The 22,265-nt window shown below is 30.5% G+C and carries 24 protein-coding genes; 9 read left to right on the top strand and 15 right to left on the bottom strand.

Going from position 1 to position 22,265, the window contains the following annotated elements; all coding sequences use genetic code 11:
* Nucleotides 1–210 precede the first annotated feature (210 nt).
* From lepA to DAD81_RS14490, 3 genes are all read right to left on the bottom strand, one after another.
* Entirely contained in the window at nt 211–2,007 is a 1,797-nt protein-coding gene (lepA, locus tag DAD81_RS14500) for a translation elongation factor 4 (protein WP_111708999.1), read from the bottom strand.
* Between the two features lie 70 nt (nt 2,008–2,077).
* Nucleotides 2,078–3,055: a Gfo/Idh/MocA family protein gene (locus DAD81_RS14495; protein ID WP_111708998.1), complete on the bottom strand. Its 978-nt coding sequence runs from the start codon at nt 3,053–3,055 to the stop codon at nt 2,078–2,080.
* Between the two features lie 172 nt (nt 3,056–3,227).
* Nucleotides 3,228–4,025 carry a hypothetical protein gene (locus DAD81_RS14490; RefSeq protein ID WP_157961145.1) on the bottom strand — a complete coding sequence of 266 codons (798 nt, stop codon included), beginning with the start codon at nt 4,023–4,025 and terminating at the stop codon, nt 3,228–3,230.
* Nucleotides 4,026–4,250: 225 nt separating this feature from the next.
* Here DAD81_RS14490 and dusB point away from each other — a divergent pair, with 225 nt between their 5' ends.
* Both dusB and DAD81_RS14480 read left to right on the top strand, forming a co-directional pair.
* Nucleotides 4,251–5,231, top strand: coding sequence for a tRNA dihydrouridine synthase DusB (gene dusB, locus DAD81_RS14485; RefSeq protein WP_111708996.1), 981 nt, complete (start codon nt 4,251–4,253; stop codon nt 5,229–5,231).
* A gap of 9 nt (nt 5,232–5,240) precedes the next feature.
* A complete protein-coding gene (locus DAD81_RS14480) occupies nt 5,241–5,954 on the top strand; it encodes an SdiA-regulated domain-containing protein (protein ID WP_111708995.1) in 714 nt (237 codons plus the stop codon).
* 1 nt (nt 5,955) lies between these two features.
* Here DAD81_RS14480 and DAD81_RS14475 read toward each other — a convergent pair whose 3' ends face one another.
* Nucleotides 5,956–7,158, bottom strand: coding sequence for an ABC transporter permease (locus tag DAD81_RS14475; protein ID WP_111708994.1), 1,203 nt, complete (start codon nt 7,156–7,158; stop codon nt 5,956–5,958).
* 1 nt (nt 7,159) lies between these two features.
* Complete coding sequence (rbfA, locus tag DAD81_RS14470; RefSeq protein WP_111708993.1) at nt 7,160–7,552, bottom strand: 30S ribosome-binding factor RbfA; 393 nt, start codon at nt 7,550–7,552, stop codon at nt 7,160–7,162.
* 199 nt (nt 7,553–7,751) lie between these two features.
* On the opposite strand from rbfA, the gene DAD81_RS14465 reads away from it, so the two are divergent.
* From DAD81_RS14465 to DAD81_RS14445, 5 genes are read left to right on the top strand one after another with little or no spacing between them, the layout of a single operon-like run.
* A complete protein-coding gene (locus tag DAD81_RS14465; protein WP_111708992.1) occupies nt 7,752–8,630 on the top strand; it encodes a cell division protein FtsX in 879 nt (292 codons plus the stop codon).
* Nucleotides 8,631–8,634: 4 nt separating this feature from the next.
* Nucleotides 8,635–8,880 (top strand): DUF3098 domain-containing protein, encoded by a 246-nt coding sequence (locus DAD81_RS14460; protein ID WP_111708991.1) that lies wholly within the window; start codon nt 8,635–8,637, stop codon nt 8,878–8,880.
* Nucleotides 8,881–8,883: 3 nt separating this feature from the next.
* On the top strand, nt 8,884–9,681 hold the full coding sequence (locus DAD81_RS14455) for an undecaprenyl-diphosphate phosphatase (RefSeq protein ID WP_111708990.1): 798 nt from the start codon (nt 8,884–8,886) through the stop codon (nt 9,679–9,681).
* Nucleotides 9,681–10,364, top strand: coding sequence for a tRNA pseudouridine(55) synthase TruB (gene truB, locus DAD81_RS14450; RefSeq protein WP_111708989.1), 684 nt, complete (start codon nt 9,681–9,683; stop codon nt 10,362–10,364). Before DAD81_RS14455 ends, truB begins: the two co-directional genes overlap by 1 nt.
* Nucleotides 10,365–10,375: 11 nt before the next feature.
* On the top strand, nt 10,376–10,912 hold the full coding sequence (locus DAD81_RS14445; protein ID WP_111708988.1) for a hypothetical protein: 537 nt from the start codon (nt 10,376–10,378) through the stop codon (nt 10,910–10,912).
* Here DAD81_RS14445 and DAD81_RS14440 read toward each other — a convergent pair.
* Both DAD81_RS14440 and DAD81_RS14435 read right to left on the bottom strand, forming a co-directional pair.
* A complete protein-coding gene (locus DAD81_RS14440; protein WP_111708987.1) occupies nt 10,901–11,389 on the bottom strand; it encodes an ABC transporter ATPase in 489 nt (162 codons plus the stop codon). The two genes, DAD81_RS14445 and DAD81_RS14440, sit on opposite strands and share 12 nt — an antisense overlap.
* A 48-nt stretch (nt 11,390–11,437) precedes the next feature.
* The gene (locus DAD81_RS14435) at nt 11,438–12,034 is read right to left on the bottom strand and encodes a thioredoxin family protein (RefSeq protein ID WP_111708986.1); all 597 of its coding nucleotides are present in this window, start codon (nt 12,032–12,034) and stop codon (nt 11,438–11,440) included.
* 260 nt (nt 12,035–12,294) lie between these two features.
* Here DAD81_RS14435 and DAD81_RS14430 point away from each other — a divergent pair, with 260 nt between their 5' ends.
* Nucleotides 12,295–13,008, top strand: a complete 714-nt coding sequence (locus DAD81_RS14430; RefSeq protein ID WP_111708985.1) for a Bax inhibitor-1/YccA family protein — start codon at nt 12,295–12,297, stop codon at nt 13,006–13,008.
* A 129-nt stretch (nt 13,009–13,137) separates the two neighbouring features.
* Entirely contained in the window at nt 13,138–14,142 is a 1,005-nt protein-coding gene (gene meaB, locus DAD81_RS14425; RefSeq protein WP_111708984.1) for a methylmalonyl Co-A mutase-associated GTPase MeaB, read from the top strand.
* 105 nt (nt 14,143–14,247) lie between these two features.
* Here the strand turns inward: meaB and DAD81_RS14420 are convergent, their stop codons facing one another.
* The 8 genes from DAD81_RS14420 to DAD81_RS14400 form a co-directional block, all read right to left on the bottom strand.
* Entirely contained in the window at nt 14,248–15,057 is an 810-nt protein-coding gene (locus DAD81_RS14420; protein ID WP_111708983.1) for an HAD family hydrolase, read from the bottom strand.
* 97 nt (nt 15,058–15,154) lie between these two features.
* The gene (locus DAD81_RS20900) at nt 15,155–16,201 is read right to left on the bottom strand and encodes a beta-xylosidase family glycoside hydrolase (protein WP_218939722.1); all 1,047 of its coding nucleotides are present in this window, start codon (nt 16,199–16,201) and stop codon (nt 15,155–15,157) included.
* The gene (locus DAD81_RS20895) at nt 16,104–16,808 is read right to left on the bottom strand and encodes a family 43 glycosylhydrolase (protein ID WP_218939721.1); all 705 of its coding nucleotides are present in this window, start codon (nt 16,806–16,808) and stop codon (nt 16,104–16,106) included. Before DAD81_RS20895 ends, DAD81_RS20900 begins: the two co-directional genes overlap by 98 nt.
* A 78-nt stretch (nt 16,809–16,886) precedes the next feature.
* Complete coding sequence (locus DAD81_RS14410) at nt 16,887–18,716, bottom strand: arylsulfatase (protein ID WP_111708982.1); 1,830 nt, start codon at nt 18,714–18,716, stop codon at nt 16,887–16,889.
* A gap of 51 nt (nt 18,717–18,767) precedes the next feature.
* Entirely contained in the window at nt 18,768–18,944 is a 177-nt protein-coding gene (locus DAD81_RS20735) for a hypothetical protein (RefSeq protein WP_157961144.1), read from the bottom strand.
* 168 nt (nt 18,945–19,112) lie between these two features.
* Nucleotides 19,113–19,289 (bottom strand): hypothetical protein, encoded by a 177-nt coding sequence (locus DAD81_RS20730; RefSeq protein WP_157961143.1) that lies wholly within the window; start codon nt 19,287–19,289, stop codon nt 19,113–19,115.
* Complete coding sequence (locus DAD81_RS14405) at nt 19,286–20,815, bottom strand: sulfatase family protein (protein ID WP_262511281.1); 1,530 nt, start codon at nt 20,813–20,815, stop codon at nt 19,286–19,288. The genes DAD81_RS20730 and DAD81_RS14405 overlap by 4 nt, the downstream gene beginning before the upstream one ends.
* A 71-nt stretch (nt 20,816–20,886) precedes the next feature.
* Nucleotides 20,887–22,002 carry a sialate O-acetylesterase gene (locus DAD81_RS14400; RefSeq protein WP_262511280.1) on the bottom strand — a complete coding sequence of 372 codons (1,116 nt, stop codon included), beginning with the start codon at nt 22,000–22,002 and terminating at the stop codon, nt 20,887–20,889.
* Nucleotides 22,003–22,265: the final 263 nt, after the last annotated feature.

Raw genomic sequence — 22,265 nt, 5'->3', positions numbered from 1 at the left:
AAAAACAAAAAGCCCTTAAACTTAAGTTTAAGGGCTTTTTGTTTTTAGTTTAAGTTGTAATTAATGATTTAGATATTATTTTCTTTGATCATTTTCTTTTAAAACAGTGAAATTTTAGACAAAAAATATAAATTCTAATTTAATAGCAAAAAAAAATAGCCTTTGATTATATCAAAGGCTATTGTATATTATTTTAAAAAAAGTTAAAACTTAATCATTCAATTTTAAAACTGCCATAAATGCTTCTTGTGGAATTTCTACATTTCCAACCTGGCGCATACGTTTTTTACCTTTCTTTTGTTTTTCTAATAATTTACGTTTTCTAGAAATATCACCACCATAACATTTAGCGGTAACATCTTTTCTAAGTGCTTTAATTGTTTCACGAGAAATAATTTTTGCACCAATTGCCGCTTGAATAGGAATGTCGAATTGTTGACGAGGTATTAATTGACGTAGTTTTTCACACATTTTTTTACCAATATTATACGCGTTGTCTGCGTGAATTAATGCTGAAAGTGCATCTACCGATTGTCCGTTTAATAAAATATCAACTTTAACTAGTTTTGAAGCCTTTAATCCTGTTGGGTGATAATCAAAAGAAGCGTATCCTTTTGAAACTGTTTTTAAACGATCATAAAAATCGAAAACTATTTCAGCTAATGGCATTTCAAAAGATAATTCAACTCTTTCTGGAGTTAAATAATTTTGATTTACTATTTGTCCACGTTTTTCAATACACAAACTCATTACCGGTCCAACAAAATCAGATTTGGTAATTATGGTTGCTTTTATAAATGGTTCTTCAACTCTGTTTAATTTTGATGGTTCAGGTAAATCCGATGGATTGTTTACTAATAATATTTCATCGGGATTTTTATTTGTAAATGCGTGGTAAGATACGTTAGGAACCGTAGTAATTACAGTCATATCAAACTCACGTTCTAAACGTTCTTGAATTATTTCCAAATGCAACATTCCTAAGAATCCACATCTAAATCCAAAACCTAAAGCAGCTGAACTTTCTGGTATAAATACCAAAGAAGCATCATTTAACTGCAGCTTTTCCATAGAATTACGTAATTCTTCATAATCTTCAGTATCTACAGGGTAAATACCTGCAAAAACCATTGGTTTTACATCTTCAAAACCATCAATTATATTTTGGGTTGGATTTACAGCATCTGTAATGGTATCTCCTACTTTTATTTCACTTGCTGCTTTTACACCTGTAATTAAATATCCAACATCACCAGCTTTTATACTTGGCTTAGGTACTTGATTTAATTTTAAAGTTCCAACTTCATCGGCGATATATTCTTTCTCCGTTGCCATAAATTTTACTCGTTGGCCCTTTTTAATTTCACCGTTTAAAACTCTAAAATAAGTTTCAACTCCACGGTATGAATTATAAACAGAATCAAAAATTAATGCCTGTAAAGGTTCTTCAACACTTCCTGTTGGAGCCGGAACTTTTTCAATAATAGCTTTTAAAATATTTTCAACTCCAAATCCAGTTTTTCCACTTGCGTGAATTACTTCATCAGGATCACAGCCTAATAAATCTACTATATCATCTGTAACTTCTTCAGGATTTGCACCTGGTAAATCAACTTTATTTAAGACTGGAATAATTTCCAAATCATTTTCTAATGCTAAGTATAAATTAGAAATAGTTTGTGCTTGAATACTTTGTGCAGCATCTACAATTAATAAAGCACCTTCACAAGCAGCTATGGAACGCGAAACTTCATATGAAAAATCTACGTGACCAGGAGTGTCAATTAAGTTTAATACATATTTTTCACCTTCATATATGTAATCCATTTGAATAGCGTGACTTTTTATGGTAATACCACGTTCACGCTCTAAATCCATACTATCTAACAACTGAGCTTGTTCTTGACGAGCAGTTGTTGTTCCTGTAAAACTTAACAACCTATCGGCCAAAGTACTTTTACCGTGATCAATATGAGCAATAATGCAAAAATTTCTAATGTTTTTCATACTTCGTATTCCTTTCAACTTGGTTTTGCGCAAAGATAACTAATTAATTGTTTCAAAATTGAAAATAAAATTAGTCGTGATTTGGGAAAATAATACCGGCTTTATTTCTAACACGGTCTAAAGTTCTTATCAAATCTAAACTTAATTTATGGCTTAGAATAGGGCTTTCAATCAATTTTTTATCTAGGCATTCCATCACATGAATCGCCTCATATTGATATCCCATATTTGGGCCTGGTTCAAAGTTGATTTCTTTAGTATTTCCATCTTTTATCAAGATGATTTTGTCTTTTGAAAAACGATCAAATTTAATAATCCCATTTTCAAAACATAACTCAGATTCATTTTTGTAACTAGAATCTATACTTGAAGTTAACACGGCTGTTGCTCCGTTTTTATAACCAAATAACATAGAAATACTTTCCTCAGAGCCAGTTGGGCTAAAATGGGGTAACGCCATAATATCATCTGGTACTCCTAAAAATACAAGTGCAGTAAATATTGAATAAATACCAATATCTAATAAAGAACCACCTCCTAAATCCACATTATAAAGTCTTCCATCTGGGTTAAACTCAGCATTGAACATAAAATCTGATTTCACAAATTTTAATTTCCCTAAGTTTTCTTTGGCAATTATTTCCTGAACTTTTTTAAGTTTAGGTCTAAAAAGAACCCAAAAAGCTTCCATTAAAAAGGTGTTATTTTCTTTTGAAACTTTTATCATTTGCTGAACTTCTTTAGTATTAATTGCAAATGGTTTTTCACATAAAACAGCTTTTTTATTAGTTAAACATAAAATGGAATGTTTAAAATGAAAATTGTGAGGAGTAGCAATATAGACAGCATCAACATTGGGATCGTTTATCATTTCTGGGTATGATCCATATGCTTTTTTAAAACCAAATTCATTGGCGAAATTTTCAGCTTTTTCTAAACTTCTTGATGCAGTAGCGTATAAATTAGCATTTGGTAATAATTTTAATTCTGTAGTAAACTTTTTTGCAATATTTCCGCAGCCTAAAATGGCCCAATTGTAAGTTTTCATATATGTATTCTTATTAATTCAAAAATACAAGATTTAATGGGTTATTGCTAATTATTAAAAGAGAAACAATACTTATGTAAAATATTTTTTAATTAATGAAAAATCAATTTATTAATTGCGTTTTTTATAAAATAGCTTTAAAAAATAAGCAATCAGTTAGGTGTCTTTTTTATTAATTTAAAATTTCAGGTCTATATAATTCTATTAATTCTTTAGCTAAATCTGTGTGATTTACAATGTTGAAACCTAAATTTTGATCATAAAGTAAAATGTAGTCTATGCTACATCCTTGAGCTCTGCCAGAAATTGTAAGTGTATAGGTCTTTCCTTCTTTTAAATTGTAAACTACTTTAGCAAGTTTTTTAACACCGTTTACATGGCCTTCTAAGTTATGAAGAGAACCCCATTTGCGTACGCCTCTTCCCCAAAATTTATGGTTTGTTTTTAAATCTTCGGTAGGGTATATGCAAGCAGAAGTAAAATCTCCTGCTAATTTAATCCAAATATCATTTCTTTTGTCTCCTGCTTCACCATCTAATAATGGTTGGTACATGCGCATTACAATTCTGAATTTTGCTGTTTTTGGAGCTGTAAATGTGTAAGTTAGGGGAGATTTTGCATTTCCGCCGTTTAAATTGTTTCCTGTAAATTCTAAATAGGTTTTGTTAATAGCTTCAATATCTTCACTTTTATAATATTTTGAATCTTCAGGAGTTCTTTTAACCCATAAACCTAAATCTGATTTTGTGATTTCTGGCTCAAAAACAATAAAATCAGGACCATATTTTATGCCTTCAACAATTGTTACAGAGCTAACATTCTCTTCTTCTGTTTCTTCTACCTCTTCTAATACTTCTTCTGGTTGTTCGTTAATTATTTCAGGTTGTTCATCAATATCAGAGTCAGAATCCGAACAAGATATCATAATTGTAAATGTTGCGACAACTATTAAAAAGTTAGAAAGTTTCATAGAAAGGGGCTGTTTTGGTTTTAATAACCAAAACTAATAAAAATAATTAGCTAATTGAGGTTAGGTTTTATATTATTCTAAAAAGATATTTTAGGTGTTTAAATCTAATTTTAAGTTAATATTTATATAAAAAAGATTGGTTTTGTAGGTTTCTGTAAATTGGGTTAAATTTCATTAACAATATACTATTCAAAAATATTATTAAATTTGCCCAAAAATTTAGATTTGGTAAAAATAGGAGATATAGAGTTGAATGATTTTCCATTGTTGTTAGCTCCAATGGAAGATGTGAGTGATCCACCATTTAGGGCATTGTGCAAAGAGCAAGGTGCGGATGTGGTGTATACCGAATTTATTTCAAGTGAAGGCTTAATTAGAGATGCAGCTAAAAGTAGAAAAAAATTGGACATTTATGAAAAAGAACGTCCAGTTGGTATTCAAATTTTTGGAGCTAATTTAGAATCAATGCTTCGTACGGTTGAGATTGTTGAACAATCAAACCCTGATATTATTGATATAAATTTTGGTTGTCCTGTGAAAAAGGTAGTGAGCAAAGGTGCTGGAGCTGGTATTTTAAAAGATATAGATTTAATGGTTGAGCTAACCGAAGCTATGGTGAAACACACCAATTTACCAATTACGGTGAAAACGCGTTTGGGTTGGGATGATGCTTCTATAAAAATTGTTGAGGTTGCTGAGCGTTTGCAGGATGTTGGTTGTAAAGCTATTTCTATCCATGGGCGTACTAGAGCTCAAATGTATAAAGGAAGTGCAAATTGGGCGCCAATTGCCGAGGTGAAAAATAATAGTAGAATGCATATTCCTGTTTTTGGAAATGGTGATGTGAATACGCCAGAAAAAGCAGTAGAAATGCGTGATAAGTTTGGTTTAGATGGTGCAATGATTGGACGTGCGAGTATTGGAAACCCTTGGTTTTTTAAACAAGTAAAACACTTTATTGAAACGGGTGAACATTTACCTGAAATTACCATTGCTGATAGAGTTGAAATGGCAAAACGCCATTTACAAATGGAAATTGACTGGAAAGAAAGTGAAATTGTTGGGGTTATGGAAACTAGAAGACATTACACTAATTATTTTAAAGGAATTCCTCATTTTAAGGAATATCGTTTAAAAATGGTAACTTCAGATGTTGCTCAAGATGTATTTAATGTTTTTGAAGAAGTACTTCAAAAATTTTCTTAAATTTTTTATATGAAAAATCTTTTATTATTATTCTTTTTAACTTTAAGTTTTTATTCTTGTAAAGTAGTTCCTCAAAAAAAATTAATTGCTTTAAATATTGTGAAGTTAAATATCCAAGAGCCTTCGGGATTAACGTTTTATGAAAATCATCTCTATATACCAAGTGATTATAATGGAGTAGTTTATAAAACGTCTTTGAATGGAAAGGTTATTGAGAAAATCCCTACGGATTTTACAGATTTAGAAGGTGTTGCGGTTAATGAAAAGGGTGATATATTTGTTTTAAATGAGAAAAAAAGAACCTTTATTAAAATAAAGCCAAACGGAGAAACAGATAAGAAATACAAGATAAAAGGAAATCAAAAAAAGAATAATAGTGGGCTAGAAGGTGTTTGTTATTTTGAAAAAGAAGATTGTTTTTTTATTGTAAATGAGAGTTCACCAAGAGAAGTTTTAAAAGTTTCAACAAAAGGAAAAGAAAAGGATTCTTTTAAGATTGATTTTGCAAATGATTTATCGGGAATTTGTTTTGATGTTGAAACCAATAATTTATGGTTGGTAAGTGATGAATCACAAAAAATTTATGAAATTTCAATAAATGGAGAATTAATTAATACTTTCCCAATTCCGGTTCATAAAGCTGAAGGAATTGTTATTCATAACAATAAGATATATATTGTAAGTGATTCAGAAAATAAACTTTACATTTTTAAAAAACCTTAAGTTATTCTACTAGTTTTTTTGAAATTCTACTACTCGCAATTTTAGAGGAAATAAACCCAAGTACCAAAATTGTTACAATAACTGTAAATAAATTTTGAAACGTGAATTTAATGGGATAAGCCAAGTGTTGGGTTATCATAAATAAGCTATATTCTTTTTGTAATATAACCAAAATAACTCCCAATGAAAGGCCTATTATTAGGCCAAAAAAAGATAATAAAAAGCCTTGTAAAATAAATACACGTTTAATATCTTTTATAGTTGCGCCTAAATTATATAAAGTTTTTAAGTTGTCTTTTTTATCCAATATCATCATAATTATTGCTCCAATTACATTGAATAGGGCAATAATTAAAATAAGTGTAAAAATTAAATAAGATGCTAAATTTTCAGTGTTTAACATTTTATAAAAAAGCTCATTTAACTGTTCTCTGGTTTCAATATTAAAATCTGGTCCAAGTTTGTTTTTTAAATCAGTAATAACATCTTCTCTGTCATCAAGATTTACTACTTTTAATTCAATTGCTGAAATTTGTTCTTGTTTATAATTTAATAAATTTTGCGCTAATTTAAGAGGTACAAACGTAAATTTCCTGTCAATATCTTCGGTTATAGAAAATACTCCAATTGGCTGAGTTTCAATTTGATTGAAAGCATTTTTTGGATTTATTGCATATCCCTTTCCAGGTTTTGGAACATAAATTTTTAAAGGTTCTAAGAAATCAAATACACCTACGGATAAGATGTTTGAAATTCCGTTCCCTATAACTACTCCTGCAGGTATTTTTTTATCTAACCAAGTACCGATAAATATTGTAGAATCTATGCTGTTAACTTTGGTAAAATTGGTGTCAACGCCCTTAATATATGCAATATGGGTTTTTTTGTTGAATTCAAAAAAAGCACGTTCTTCAATTACTTTAGTATAAGAAGCAATACCTTTTTGTTCGTTTAAATAGGAACTAATTTTATTATTAAATATAAAAGATTTTCCCTTTACAGAAGTAATTTTAACATCAGGATCAGAGGTGTTTAAAAATCCGGTACTAAATTCTCGTAAACCAGAAAAACCAGATAATACAATAAACAAAGCTAAGGTTCCAATAATTACTCCAATAGCAGCAATAATTGTAATAATGTTTATGGTGTTGTTACTGCTTTTTGAGAATAAATATCGTTTAGCTATGTATAAGGAAAAATTCAACTTATCGTTTTTGACGTTTGTCTAAAATATCAGGATTTTTAATTGGGTTTCCTTTTTTGCCTTGTAAAGCCTTGTCAATATCTTCAATATAATCTAAACTATCATCAATATAAAAAGACAATTCTGGCATACGTCTCAATTGATCTCTTGTACGTTTTGCCATTTCATAACGAATAGAAGAAGTGTTTTCTTTAACTCCTTTTAAAATAATTTCTCGTTTTAGTTGTGGGAAAACGCTAATATATACTTTTGCCTGTCCTAAATCAGAGGTAACATTTACTTTGGTAACAGAGATAATAACTCCTTTCATACCATCACGAGCTGCATTTTGCAGTACATCTGCTAAGTCTTTTTGTAAAACTCCTGCTATTTTCTTTTGTCTGTTCGTTTCCATGGTGCAAAGATAGTGGTTATAATTTTCAAATTTTTAGACTTTAATATTTTTATAGAAAAAATTACGTTAAATAGAAACTTTAACAAGTATTTTAGATCATTATTTTATTAATTTTGAGTGATTTAATTTTTAAAAAAATTATAAAATAAAAAACGGACTACAATTTGTATATTGCAAATTATTATAAAACACCTCATAATTGAATAATTCATTTGATAAATATCAGAAAAGAAGATTACGGTCTTCATACTTTTCAGTAATAATAAGTATTGGATTGGTGTTGTTTTTAGTTGGGTTTTTAGGTCTTATTTTGTTGAAAACTAATAGTATAACAAAGCATTTTAAAGAAAAAGTTGCGATTACCATTTTCTTAACGGATAATGCAAAATCAAATGATGTTGAAATATTTAAAGCTGAATTAAAAAAAGCAGAATATTCAAAAGAAGTTGTATATATTTCAAAAAAAGATGCCGCTAAAAAGTATTCGGAAGAAATTGGCGAAGATTTTGTTAATTTTTTAGGGAGTAATCCTTTAAAAAACGCAATTGATGTTAGTTTAAAATCTGATTTTGTAACTCCTGAACAAATGGCTTCTATTGAAAAGCAATTGTTGAATAGAAGTATTGTTGCAGAGGTAGTTTATGATAAATCTTTAATAGAATTGCTGACCAAAAATATTAATAGAATTAGTTTTTGGATGTTGTTATTTAGCGCATTATTTACACTTATTGCAGTGGTTTTAATTAATAGTTCTATTCGGCTTTCAGTGTATTCAAAAAGATTTACAATTAAAACTATGCAAATGGTTGGTGCAACAAAAGGATTTATACGTAAACCGTTTATTTGGAAAAGTATCAAGTTAGGGGTTTTAGGTGCTATAGTTGCTATTTTAGCCTTATTAGGCTTTATATTATATGTGAATAAAATGGTTCCAGAAATAGAATTACTTGCAGACTATAAAGTACTAGGTATTTTATTTGCATTTATAATACTTATGGGTATACTAATTACTTGGATTAGTACGTTTTTTGCTACACAGCGTTTTCTAAATTTAAGAACAGACGAACTTTATTACTAAAATAATGAATAATAAAAAAGAAGAATATAAAAGCGAATTTCTTTTCGGAAAAAAGAATTATACATTAATGCTAGTAGGTATTGGAATTATTGCTTTAGGGTTTATTTTAATGGCCGGAGGCGGAAGTGATAATCCTGAAGTTTTTAATGAAGATATTTATAATTTTAGAAGAATAAGATTAGCACCAACACTTGTACTAATTGGGTTGGCAATTGAAATTTATGCTATAATGGCTAAAAATTCAAAATAAATAATGAATTATATTGAAGCCATAATCTTAGGGATTATTCAAGGGTTAACCGAGTTTTTACCCGTTTCATCTAGTGGGCATTTGGAAATAGCAAAAGCACTTTTTGGAAATGATACTTTACCAAGTGAAAGTTTAACTTTTACCGTAGTTTTACACTTTGCAACAGCGCTAAGTACTTTAGTTGTTTTTAGAAATGAAGTGGTTCAAATATTTAAAGGGTTATTTCAATTTAAATGGAATGAAGAATTTCAATTTTCATTAAAAATAATTATTTCAATGATTCCAGCTGTATTTGCTGGTCTTTACTTTGAAGATCAATTTGAAGCTTTTTTTGGAGGTCAAATTTTATTAGTTGGGTTTATGCTTATCATAACATCATTATTACTATTGTTTGCTGATAAGGCTAAAAATACTACAAAAGATGTATCGTTTTTTAATGCTGCTGTAATTGGTGTTTCTCAAGCCTTAGCTATTTTACCTGGTATTTCTAGATCTGGAGCAACTATATCATCATCCGTTTTATTGGGAATTGATAGAGTGAAAGCAGCTCGATTTTCTTTTTTAATGGTAGTTCCTTTAATTTTTGGAAAAATTGGAAAAGATGTTATGTCTGGGTCAATTAATTTTGAAAGTAGTCAAATCGGTTACTTAACCATAGGTTTTATAACTTCATTTGTTGCAGGATTATTTGCTTGTAAATGGATGATTGCAATAGTTAAGAAAAGTAAATTATCTTATTTTTCTTTGTATTGTTTTATAGTTGGAGTAATAGCAATATCAATAACTCTTTATAACAAATAATGACTTTAGAAGATTATAAAAACGGTCAGGTTTTACTAATTGATAAGCCACTTAATTGGACTTCTTTTCAGGTAGTTAATAAACTGCGTTGGAATATTAAACAAAAGTTTAAAATTAAAAATATAAAAGTTGGCCATGCAGGAACTTTAGATCCACTTGCCACAGGATTATTAATAATTTGTACGGGGAAATTCACAAAAAAAATTGATATTTATCAAGGTCAGATTAAAGAGTATACTGGTGAAATTACTTTAGGAGCAACTACACCAAGTTATGATTTAGAAACAGAAATAAATGAAACTTTTTCAACTGATCATATTTCTGAAGATTTAATAAGAGAAACAACTAAACAATTTGTTGGTGAAATTGATCAAAAACCACCAATATTTTCTGCTATTAAAAAAGAAGGAAAACGCTTGTACGAATTAGCAAGAGCTGGTGAAACTACTGAAATTAAATCTAGAAAGATCACTATTTCTGAATTTGAAATTACCGCAATAAATTTACCGAAAGTAGAATTTAGAGTTGTCTGTAGCAAGGGAACTTATATAAGATCTTTAGCATATGATTTTGGATTGGCTTTAAATTCGGGAGGTCATTTGTCTGCACTTAGAAGAACTAAAATTGGAGATTTTAAAGTGGAAAACGGTACAACTATTGATGAGTTTATAGCTAACGTGTAGTTATAAATTTTATGAAGAGATATATTCTAATTATTTCACTTTTTTTCTGTTTAATTTCATATTCACAAAATAATTTTAATTATTATTTCACTATTAATACAACTTTTACAACCAATGAAAGTTTTGGTGAATACGATGAGTATTATGATGAGGTTGATTGGTCTTTATTAGCTCCAAGAGCCATTATCTTACGCAACGGAATTGATGTAAATGTAACTAGTTTTTTAACTGCCGGAATTAATTTAGGTTTTGACTGGCATCCAGATTTAGAGGTATTAGCAATTCCTTATTATTTAAATTCTAAAATTGCTATTTTTCAAATGGATGACGATAAGTTTTATTTTACTGCAGGAGTTGGTAAATTATTAAAAATTAGCAGAGCCTTTGACCGAGGTAAATATTATACAGCAGGAATTGGATACTATATTTCAACAATGAAAAATTATAGTGTTATTATTAATATGGACTTTCACCAAAAGAAAATAGCCAATTTTAAAAATGGAAAATTAAACAGTTTATCCTTTGGTTTGGGAATGTCATTTTTGTAGAAAACGTCCTAACCAACTATCCATAATATTTATTTCCCAATCATTAGATAATTCGCCTTTGGTAGTTATCATGTTGTTAAAAACGGTGGTTTTTGGTGAAACACCTTTGCTTTTCATCATTTTTTTAAATTCAACTACATCTTTATACTGCACAAATTCACCTTGTTTATAACAAACATTAATTCTGTCTAACAACACAACTTCATATTTTTTCTCAAGTTTAAGAATAAAAGCAGCTAATTTATCATGAGATTCTAGGCTTAAACTAATTTGAGAATCATCAACAGTTACAATAATAAATCTATCGTATTTAAACTTATAAGCACAGTTTAAAGATTGCCCATTATGTGTCCATTTATTTAAAAAATCTTCAATAGCTTCCTTTATTTCAGGAATTTCTTGCGCATAAAATTTTCTATTTGATGGGAAAATCCACAATTTCCCCCATTTAGGAATATCCTTGTAATCTACGATCATTACTTATTGTTTAAGTGACAAAGGTATTTAAATAAATTGAGCTAAAGCTTAAGTAGTTTTTAATAATTCAAGGATATCATTTTGAGTGTTATTTCCTTTGTCTTTATTATACCAAATTTGTAAATCTTTTTTGAATTCAGCATTAAGCCCTCCATTTTTTTCTTTAAAGTCATTTACCATTTTAGTGGCAATAGAAGGTCTTGGTCCCCAAGAATCGATTACGTTTTTATTTTCATCAAGAACTATTAGTTTAGGAATTGCTTTGCCTCCATTAGTTAAAAATTTATTTATTAAATCATCATTTTCATCTCTTAATACAATTTTTAAATCAATTTTAGTTGAATTTTTAGATATGTGATTTATCATTGGTAATATTTGAGCAGCGTCTCCACACCAACCTTCTGCAATTGTTAAGAGGGTAACATTTTTATCTAAATTATTAATAAATTTTTCTGTTTCTTCATTCAACTTCAGCTTTTTATCAAGCCTATCCATTCTTTTATCATTAAGTGTGCTGTAATTAAGCATATCATCATTTTGAATATTTCCTGTAGACTTACCTTCAGATAATAAATGCTTTACCAAGTTTCTATATTCTGTATATGTTATCGCTTTGTTAATGCTGTTTTCAATTAAATTGTCCATCATATTTAAATTTTAATATAGCTTTTGACGAGTGCTAAGAATAATTCTTACAAGCATAACCTAGCAAATTTTATTTTCTGAAAGTTAAAATTAATATTGGAGAGTTTAATTACTTTTTTAAATATGAATAAATTTAGATTTTTAATGGTATTTTCAGTGTTTAGAACGAATTAAAAAATTAAAATAGAAAGATTATTAAATAAATACTTTACTTATTGATTTAGAGTTTTAATTTTGTAAATAAATTTTAAAAACACCTCATGGAAAATCATTTATCAAATACAAATTTTAGCCAGAAAGAATTAGATGTTAGTCATAGTATTTCAGTATACTTAACTAAGGTTTATAATTGGATGGCAATTGCCTTGCTAATAACTGGTGTAGCTGCTTATTTTGTATCAGGTTCGGAACAATTAATTCAATTAATATTCGGAAATAAAATTTTATTTTACGGCCTTTTATTAGGTGAAATAGGGTTGGTTATGTACATTTCTGCAAGGATAAATAAACTAACTACAAGTACAGCAATTGCATTATATATTCTTTATGCCGCTTTAAATGGATTAACAATGTCGTTTGTATTTATGGTTTATACATCAGCATCAATAACTTCAACATTTATAATTACGGCAGGTACATTTGGTGCAATGAGTTTGTTTGGATATTACACAAAAAGAGACCTTACAAAATTAGGAAACATTGCTATAATGGCTTTAATAGGAATAATAATAGCTTCAGTAGTAAATATGTTTATGCAAAGCACAATGATGTATTGGATAATTACTTATTTAGGTGTTTTAATTTTTGTAGGTCTAGTTGCTTACGATACTCAAAAATTAAAAAGAATTGCTATTAATGGTTTTCAAAATGAAGATAGTATGGAGAAAAGTGCCATTTTAGGTGCCTTATCTCTTTATCTTGATTTTATTAATCTATTCTTGTTCTTATTAAGAATATTTGGTAGCAGAAAATAATTCTACATTAATTTTATTGTTAAACAAACTAGTTAAAATTTAAAGCTTTTTGTAAAGATGTGTATCTTTGTTGAAGGTAAATAGTATAGAATAAGTTAATGTATAATTAGCTATTACACTTTAGATTTAATGAAAAATTACAAGCCAAAAGGAAGGTTAACACCTGCTGCATATATTAAAGGAGTTTTAAATGGAGATAGAGTTCTTTTATCAAGAGCAATTACTATTGTTGAAAGTAATTTAGAAAGCGATAAGGTTCTTGCAAAAGAAATAATTCAAGAAATTTTACCGTATTCAGGTAAATCTATTAGAATTGGAATCACAGGAGTACCAGGAGTTGGTAAAAGTACTTTTATTGAAGCTTTTGGTAAACATTTAGTAAGCAAAGGTAAAAGAGTAGCTATTTTATCTATTGATCCAAGTAGCCAACGTTCTAAAGGAAGTATTTTAGGTGATAAAACCAGAATGGAAGAATTGGCAAATATGCAGGAAGCTTATATTCGTCCATCTGCATCTGGAGATACACTAGGTGGTGTTGCCAATAAAACGGGCGAAACAATGCTGCTTTGTGAAGCTAACGGCTATGATGTTATATTAATAGAAACAGTTGGAGTAGGGCAGTCAGAAACAGCTGTACACGGTATGACGGATTTCTTTTTGTTATTAATGCTTTCAGGAGCAGGTGATGAACTACAAGGAATTAAGAAAGGTATTATGGAAATGGCCGATATGGTTGTTATAAATAAAGCTGATGGTGATAATGTTCGTATGAGTGAAATGGCTCGTTTACAATATCAAAATGCATTGCATATATTTCCCTTGTCTGAATCTGGTTGGAGCCCGGTAGTGAGTACGGCTTCAGCAATAAAAGGTATTGGGATTGATAATGTTTGGGATGAAGTTGAAAACTTTAAAGAGTTGGTTGATGAAAATGGCTATTTTGTAAAGAATAGAAATCATCAACAAATAGATTGGATGTACAACAATATTAATGAAGAGTTGAAAAACTTGTTTTATGGCTCTAAAGAGATTTCAAGCCAATTAAAAGTACTTGAAAAAGATATTGTTTCTGCAAAGATTTCACCTGTTAAAGCAGCTCAAAATATTCTTGAGGAGTTTAAAAAAACTTTTTAATCTAAGGATTTTTTTGTCATTCTGAACTTGATTCAGAGTCTCATCCAGTTTATGCGATGCTGAATCAAGTTTAGCATGACAGCTTAAAATAGGAAATAGAATGTTTTATTTTCTAGAATTTATAACCTGTTCAAGTATGAATTCAACACCTTGCTCATCATTATTTTTTGTTTGAAATTTTGCAGCCGTTTTAACATTAGTGTGAGCATTTTCCATAGCATAACTAAAATCTGCAAGCTCAATCATTTTTAAATCGTTGTTGTAATCTCCAAAAACCATAGTTTCTTCTTTAGAAATATTTAAATCGTTTTGAAAAATATTTAAAGCGTAACCTTTATTTGCATTAGAATGAGAAATATCTAACCAATTTTCTCCTGAAACTATAACTTGTAAGTCGTTTTCAAAATGTTTAACAGCAGGATAAATATGAGTTTCAGAACATTTAAAATGAAAAGCAGCTATTTTAAAGAATGTATCGTTTTTAACCTTGGTTAAATCATTTACTATTGTGTATTCAGAATAGTAATTTTTAAACATATTAATGAATTTCTCATCTTTGGTTTCAATATAAGCACATTTTTTTCCACATAAAACAATATAAACATTCTCTAGTTCTCGTAAAGAATTAATGCTTTTTAGAATATATTCTGACGGTAAACTTAAAGTAAACAATTCTTGATCTCCAAGCATTGCAAAAGCACCATTTTCAGCAATAATTGTTATTTCATTTTGAATACTTTTATCAAACCGGTCAACTATACTAAAATACTGTCTGCCACTTGCGGCAATAAACTTAATGTCAAGTTTTTTTAATTCATTGTAAATATTCAAGAATTTAGAACTCACTTCACTTTTAGAGTTTAGTAAAGTTCCATCCATATCTGTTACTACTAATTTTACTTTTGAAAAATCCATATATTAATTTGAAGCAGTAAAAATAGTGTTCTTTAGTTTATTTGTTGTTAAGAATACAACAATTTGTGTTTTGAAGATAAAAATCTGATTAATAATTCTACTTTAAATTTTTATACTCAAACCAATTAAATAAAGCCTTCTTTTTGCTTTTTTCACCCAATGATGTAGCGTACATTCCCACATAGGTTCCATTAAATCCCCAAGCAATTTCATCTCCAAAGTTAGATAAGTCTTGTGTATTTCCAATTTGCTGTAGGCTATTCTTTTCTGCACCAAAATAGAATTTTGCATTGATGCCTTTGCCTACAATTTTTAAAATTACTTCCTTCTCTTTATAGGGCTTTCTTGCAACTATTTCACTAATTCCTTTTTCAGCATTCACTTTTGTTGCAATTGTTTTTATCAAGACCACATTATTCTTTTCTTTAAGTAATTGATAGTGAATTGAAGATTTACGATACATTACTAAACCTGCTTTTTCATTTTCTTTTTTTGAAGAGAACTCCATTTTCGTTGTCACTTCAAAATTATGAGATTTAACCCTTTTAGCTAGGTATGATGGATTTTTCCACTCATTTACAGTTTGTGGACGTAGGTTGATTTCCATTTTACCATTTACTTGTTTAAACCAAGGAGTTTTATAATTTCTAAGACAATTCCACTCTAAATCTATGTTTTCAGAATCAAATTCATCTATAGTTTTAAGTTGAGGTACAGGAGTCCAAGGTAAATTAGGTCTTTTTTGTTCAATTTGAAGCAACCCTTTTCCAGGATTGTAAATTGGAGTGATACCACTTTCTTGTTTTGTCATTTCCACCTTAGCCAAAAATGTTTCACGTGCCAAAATTGAATACCCATCAACTGGTCGTTTTGCTAACATAACCGACCACCAATCTCCATTTTGAGTTTGAACTAAATCTGCATGTCCGGTTTGAATAATTGGATACGTATAACCTAAATGACGATGGGTCATTATTGGATTTGCATGATTCGGAATATAAGGTCCCCAAAGGTTTTTACTATTAAAAATGGTTACAGCATGAAATTCACTCGTTCCTCCTTCTCCAATCAACAACACATACTCTCCATCTATTTTTATACAAATGTGGTCCTTCAGCCCAACGAGCATTTGATGCATGACCATAAGTTAATTGTTTTGGCTCCCCTAATAAAATTCCTTTATTAGGATTAATTTCCTGCATCCAAATTCCATTTTTACCTGGCCATTCTCTATTTGTTCCGTCAATAATACCTGCTCCAGTATAATAACATTTACCATCTTCATCCCAAAAGAGAGAAGGGTCAATTCCAGGAGCATCTTTTATCCACATTAGGTCACTCCAAGGTCCCACAGGATTTTTTGCAGTAATTATAAAATTACCTTTTTGTCCTACCATAGTTGTAATAATGTAAAATGTTCCTTTATGGTATCGAATGCTTGGAGCAAATATTCCATTGGAATTTTTTAGACCATCTTTATACATTATTTGATTAGAACGATGTAAACCGTGCCCAATTTTTTCCCAATTCACTAAATCTTTACTTTTATGAATAGGCAATCCTGGATACCATTCAAAGCTAGAATTCACCATATAATACGTATCTCCAACACGACAAATGGATGGGTCGGGATAGAAACCTGGTAGAATTGGGTTTTTAAATGTTTCGGGAGCCGATTGTCCGAAATTGTTTGAAACAAATAGCAAGCAACTCAGCAATAAAAAAGTTAATTTTATTCGTAATGTCTTCATTCTCTATTTCTTAATTATTTTAAACTAATTCTATAAACGTGAGGTTTTAAAATAGCTTTAATATATCATTAAATATATTTAAGTTTTTGTTTTGCTAACGTAAATGTAATATGCCCCTTGTTCGTTTCCATCAATATCAATCAACCATGCCTTTACGTTAGTTGGTCCTGCTGGCAATTGCACGTTAAATACCGCACTATTATCTATGTCTTTAATTTTTATTTCCAGTTTTTTCTCTCCAATTTCCAAACGTACTTTAACTGCTGGAATTGCTATTCCTTTTTTTCTTATCACTGGTTTCCCTCGACTAAAAATGTCACCACTATTTTTTGCGGAAAGTGCCGCTGAAATAGGATGGTCAATTTCTTTTGGCCATCGCCTTACATCAAATTGATATTCCCCTTCAGAAGCAATTTCAATAGGCCATAGTCCATTATTTTTAACTGCACTTAAAACATGTGATTGATCCCATGTTGGAATATTTGGATCATCAAGAATCCAGGCATCACATGTTAACCATGTTTCCTCATCATACCCGGAACCAATTATTGGACGAGGGTATGGATTATTTGCAATCTGTATTTCTTCCCAAAAAGCGTCATATTTTTTTGATAATTCTTGGACGATTTCTGGATACTGATCAGCTAGGTTGTTTTCTTGCTCTGGATCCGTTTTAATGTTATAAAGTTCATTCTTGCCTAAAAGTCGCCAACCTTCTGTATAAACAAGACTATTTTTCCATTTAATGTAATTTTCACTTGTATTCTGTGAATGTTGAAATAACACACGTTTTTCCCACTCAGGTTTTTCTTTTTTGATTAAAGGAACTAAACTTCTTCCATCAAATTTAAGATGTCCTTGATCAGGTGTTTTTAAATCACATAAATCAATTAAAGTAGGTAGAATATCAATATGTGATGTGAGTTGGTCAATATCCATTGGTTCATTCATTTTTCCGGCGGGCCAATGTATAAATAAGGGAACTCTATGTCCTCCCTCATAAAGCCAACCCTTTTTTCCTTTCATTCCTGCATTATAAATGACATCACCTGCAACAGTTCCATTATCGGTTAAAAATAAAATGATCGTATTTTCATCTAATTTATTGGTACTTAAAAATTCCTTGAGTTTACCAAAGTTTTTATCAAACTGAGAAATTGTAGATAAAAAATCCATTTCAGATTCCCAATTAGGGTTTTTTCTGTCTATATTTTTATAGGTTTTACTCCATTCATTTTGAATGTTCCAAGGTGCATGAGGGATATTAGTTGCTAAGTATACAAAAAAAGATTCATCTTTATTTTTGGATATAAAATTTAGTGCTTCATTAAAAAAAATATCATTCCCAAAACCTTCTAATTTCTCCCATTTTCCATTACGAATATAGGTGTCATTCATTTTGTCATTATCCCAATAATCACTTGCTGTTCCCGTTCCTCCATCACCATGACCAACCCATTGTTCAAAGCCTCTATCAATAGGACGATAAGGATAGTTTCTCCCTAAATGCCACTTTCCAAAAAGACCAGTATGGTAACCGGAAGCCTTAAAAAACTCGGCCATTGTAGTCTCTTCCCTATTTAAGTGATTACGAGAATATACTGTTGAACGAACATGAGTCCGATCTGACATGCGACCTGTCATTAACGCGGCTCTTGTGGGTGCACAAAAAGCATTTACATGAAAATCTGTGAACCGGATACTTTCAGAATAGAAATCATCCAAGTTTGGAGTTTTAATAATTGGATTACCATGACAAGCCAAGTCTCCATAACCTTGATCATCTGTCATTATTAAAATAACGTTTGGTTTTTTTTCTAACCTAGATTCTGAATGAGTACATGATTGAGTTAATACTAATAATCCTATAATGATTGTAAGTTGTTGTGTTGGAGTCAATTGTTTCATACATTTTATTTTGTTGAAATACTTATATATTAAAAAGGTTACAACTAATTTTTAAAAAAACATTATTGGTGTTTTTGAATTATATATGCCATCATCAAACATCATTTTATCATTTTTTATCCATATAATAGAAGTTTCTTGTAAGTGATTTTTTCTTATTTTAAACCATCCATCAAATCTAAAATTAACTTTTTCATCTAAAATAGAATGTTCATAATTGTTTATCATTATTTTAATTTTTATCAAAATTAATTTGCCTACGCCCTAAAAAAGAACTTTAAATAACTACCCATAACAAAAATAAATTATTCAGTTACTTTGTTTACAACTTGTTTTTTAAAAAAAAAAGATAATATTATAAATATTATTTGTTCCATTTTTATAAATTTAAATTTGTTATACGTAACAGTCGCCATCAACAATTACAATCGGTAACCTCTCATCTGGGGTTCTTGTAGATATTTTTACATTATCTAATTTCAACCCTCTTACATGACGGGCATAAATACCACGGGCAGGAACAACAATACTATCCCTATTATAGGTGTAAATTCCAGCCCACCAACCATTCAATTATTCCAATATTTATTTACAATTTTCTGAGTCTCAGGATATTTATTATCCGTTTCATTCAACTCTATCCTTTGTTTTTTTAACTCTTCCTTAAGTTGAGTTATGATACCTTGGTACTCAGGGTCATAGTATCTGTTGTTTAATTCTTCTGGGTCATTTTTGAGATTATAAAACTCCCATGCTGGAGGCGTTTGAGATTGCACCCTTAAACTATCTTTCGAAGTTTTTCCCCAATAATGATTTTTAAATTCTGTTGAAGGCAGATAGTGCTTACCATAGTAAAAAATCAATTTGTAATCTTTAGTTCGAATACCAAAATGCGCTGGAACCCAATGATGGATCATATGCATCCAATAACGGTAGTAGGTTGCTATTCTCCAGTCTTTTTCTTCTTTACTTTTAAGGGTGTTTATAAAGCTTCGCCCTTGCATATAACTAGGTGTTTTACCTCCTGCTAACTCAATTATAGTTGGCGCGTAATCTGTATTATTAATTAAAAGATCCGAGACCAAACCTGGCTTAATCATTTTAGGATAATGCATGATGTATGGCATTCTCATGGCTTCATCATACATCCATCGTTTATCTTGCAAATCATGCTCACCTAACATCATCCCCTGATCTCCTGTATATATAATTATCGTATTATCCCAGAGACCTTCCGACTTCAAATATTCAAATAATCGTCCTAAATTGTCATCAACTCCTTTTACACAGCGAAGGTATCTTTTCATATAGGTTTGATAACCAAGATGAGCAGATTCCTTACCACTGAGTGTGTCTTTATGGAATAGTTTATTGTAATTTCTATCTTTATGGCGATCAGAAATGGATGTGCCTATATAATTTATGAGTGAATCATTCTTCCCTCTGGTGGCTTCTGACCCCCAATTTGGCTGATAATATAAACTAGCCGGTTCCGGAATTTCCGTTTCAGCTAAAAAGTCCTCATATCTTGGTGCATACTCAAACATATCATGAGGTGCTTTGTAATGATGCATCAGAAAAAACGGTTTTGATTTGTCTAAATTTTTGAGGTAATTAATGGTTAAATCTGTAATAACATCTGTTGAATGACCTTCCGATTTTACAATGTTATTGGGCCATTTTCCTTGCCCTTTTTCATGGAAATTTGGATTAAAATATTCTCCCTGTCCAGGTAAAATCTTATAGTAATCAAAAGCTACTGGCTCATTGTGTAAATGCCATTTTCCAATAATAGCAGTAGTGTACCCTAATTTTTTCAACTCTATTGGAAGATACTGTTTGGCAGTATCCAATGAGATATCTAAATCCAATACACCATTGGTTTGTGAGTATTGACCAGTAATAATGGAGGCTCGACTCGGTGTGCAAATGGAATTGTTACAATATGCATTTTCAAATCGGATACCTTCCTGTGCCAATTTATCAATATTAGGGGTTAATCCCAAATTAGCCAATCTACTACCATATGCGCCAATTGCTTGTGCCGCATGGTCATCAGACATGATAAAAATGATATTTGGCTGTTTGTTTTGTGCCATTATATTCAGGCACAAAAGAAAAATAGATAGTGTTACTAAATTATATTTCATGTGTTTTCAACTTTTATTTATTATTTATATAAAATTTCATCAGGCCAATCATCAGTTCTAAATGATCCAACCGGAAGTCCAGCTCCACTGAAAAGAGTTGTTTCACCACAGTCGTCAAACAAATAACTCGCTGCAATAGGTTTTTTTACTTTTTCGCTCCAAACTATAACTTTTGAAGTATTCCATTTAATATGAGCCTTTGCATTGTAAAAGATCCTGTCAGATCCTGCCACCTGAAACCCAGTAAGTTCTTTGTCAAACGTACTTAACCCTCCCGCATCAGCTTCAAAATCCAGCAGGAGTCGACCTTCTGCATCTTCAGTCATTGATTTATAGCGAGGACTTTGATATCCAATATTCTCAATTCCATAATCCTTTGAAAATGCCCAATAAGCCAAACGTTTGCCAATAGTTTGTTTTTCTCGTGGGTGAATTTGCCAGCATTCGCCAATATCATGAATAACCACCATACCTGTGTGTTTTGTCACGTCCATTGTTTTTTCCTGTGCCTCGAGAAGAAAGGCTGTGTTTACATCTGAACGATCTTTCGGTGAAACCTGAACATAATAGAATGGAATATCTCCATCTCCCCATTGGTTTCTCCATGTATTAATCATCTTTGGAAATAATTCTGCGTATTCAAAAGGGTGTTCCCAATTTGATTCGCCTTGGTACCACAACATCCCTTTTACCTTCAAACCCAAAAACGGATGAATCATGGAGTTCCAAAGTACTGATGGCTGTCGAAATCTTAGCGTGTCAGAATTGGTATGGTATGAATATTCAGGATACGACTCTAGGCTCTCTTTGTCCATCCAAGATTCAATTGGTGTTCCGCCCCAACCAGACAAAACAATACCTACAGGAACATCTAGAACGCGCTCTAATTTTTCAGCAAAAAAATAACCTACAGCACTAAAGTTAGGCGTATTCTTAACATTCGCCACTTCCCATGAACCACCAATATTATCATTTGGTTTATTAGCTGTTACCAAATCTGATGTCCACATACGAATACGCCTATTATTTGAATGCAAGATAGCATCGTTGCTCCCTGATAGGGGCTGATTAAATCCACCCTTAACTAGCATGGTCATGTTAGATTGCCCACTTGCAAACCAAACTTCGCCCAACATCACATTTTTAATGGTCGCAGTGCTTGACCCTTGTATTATAATTTCATGTTCTTTGTTGTCAGCTACTGGAGTAATTAGCTTTATCAGCCATTTACCATTTTTGCTAGTTTTAGTATTTCCTTCTTCTCCCCACGAAGTTTTTATAGTAATATTTGTTTTGGACTTATCCATGCCCCAAATAGAAATAGTATCGTTTTGTTGCAATACCATATTATCGCTAAAAAAATGCGGGAGGCTAGTTTGTGCTGATAATTGAATTACAC

Source organism: Lutibacter citreus, assembly GCF_003260195.1.
GTDB classification, from domain to species: Bacteria; Bacteroidota; Bacteroidia; order Flavobacteriales; family Flavobacteriaceae; genus Lutibacter; species Lutibacter citreus.
The sequence above is the reverse complement of the archived record's forward strand: the minus strand, read 5'-3'. Positions and strand labels throughout refer to the sequence as shown.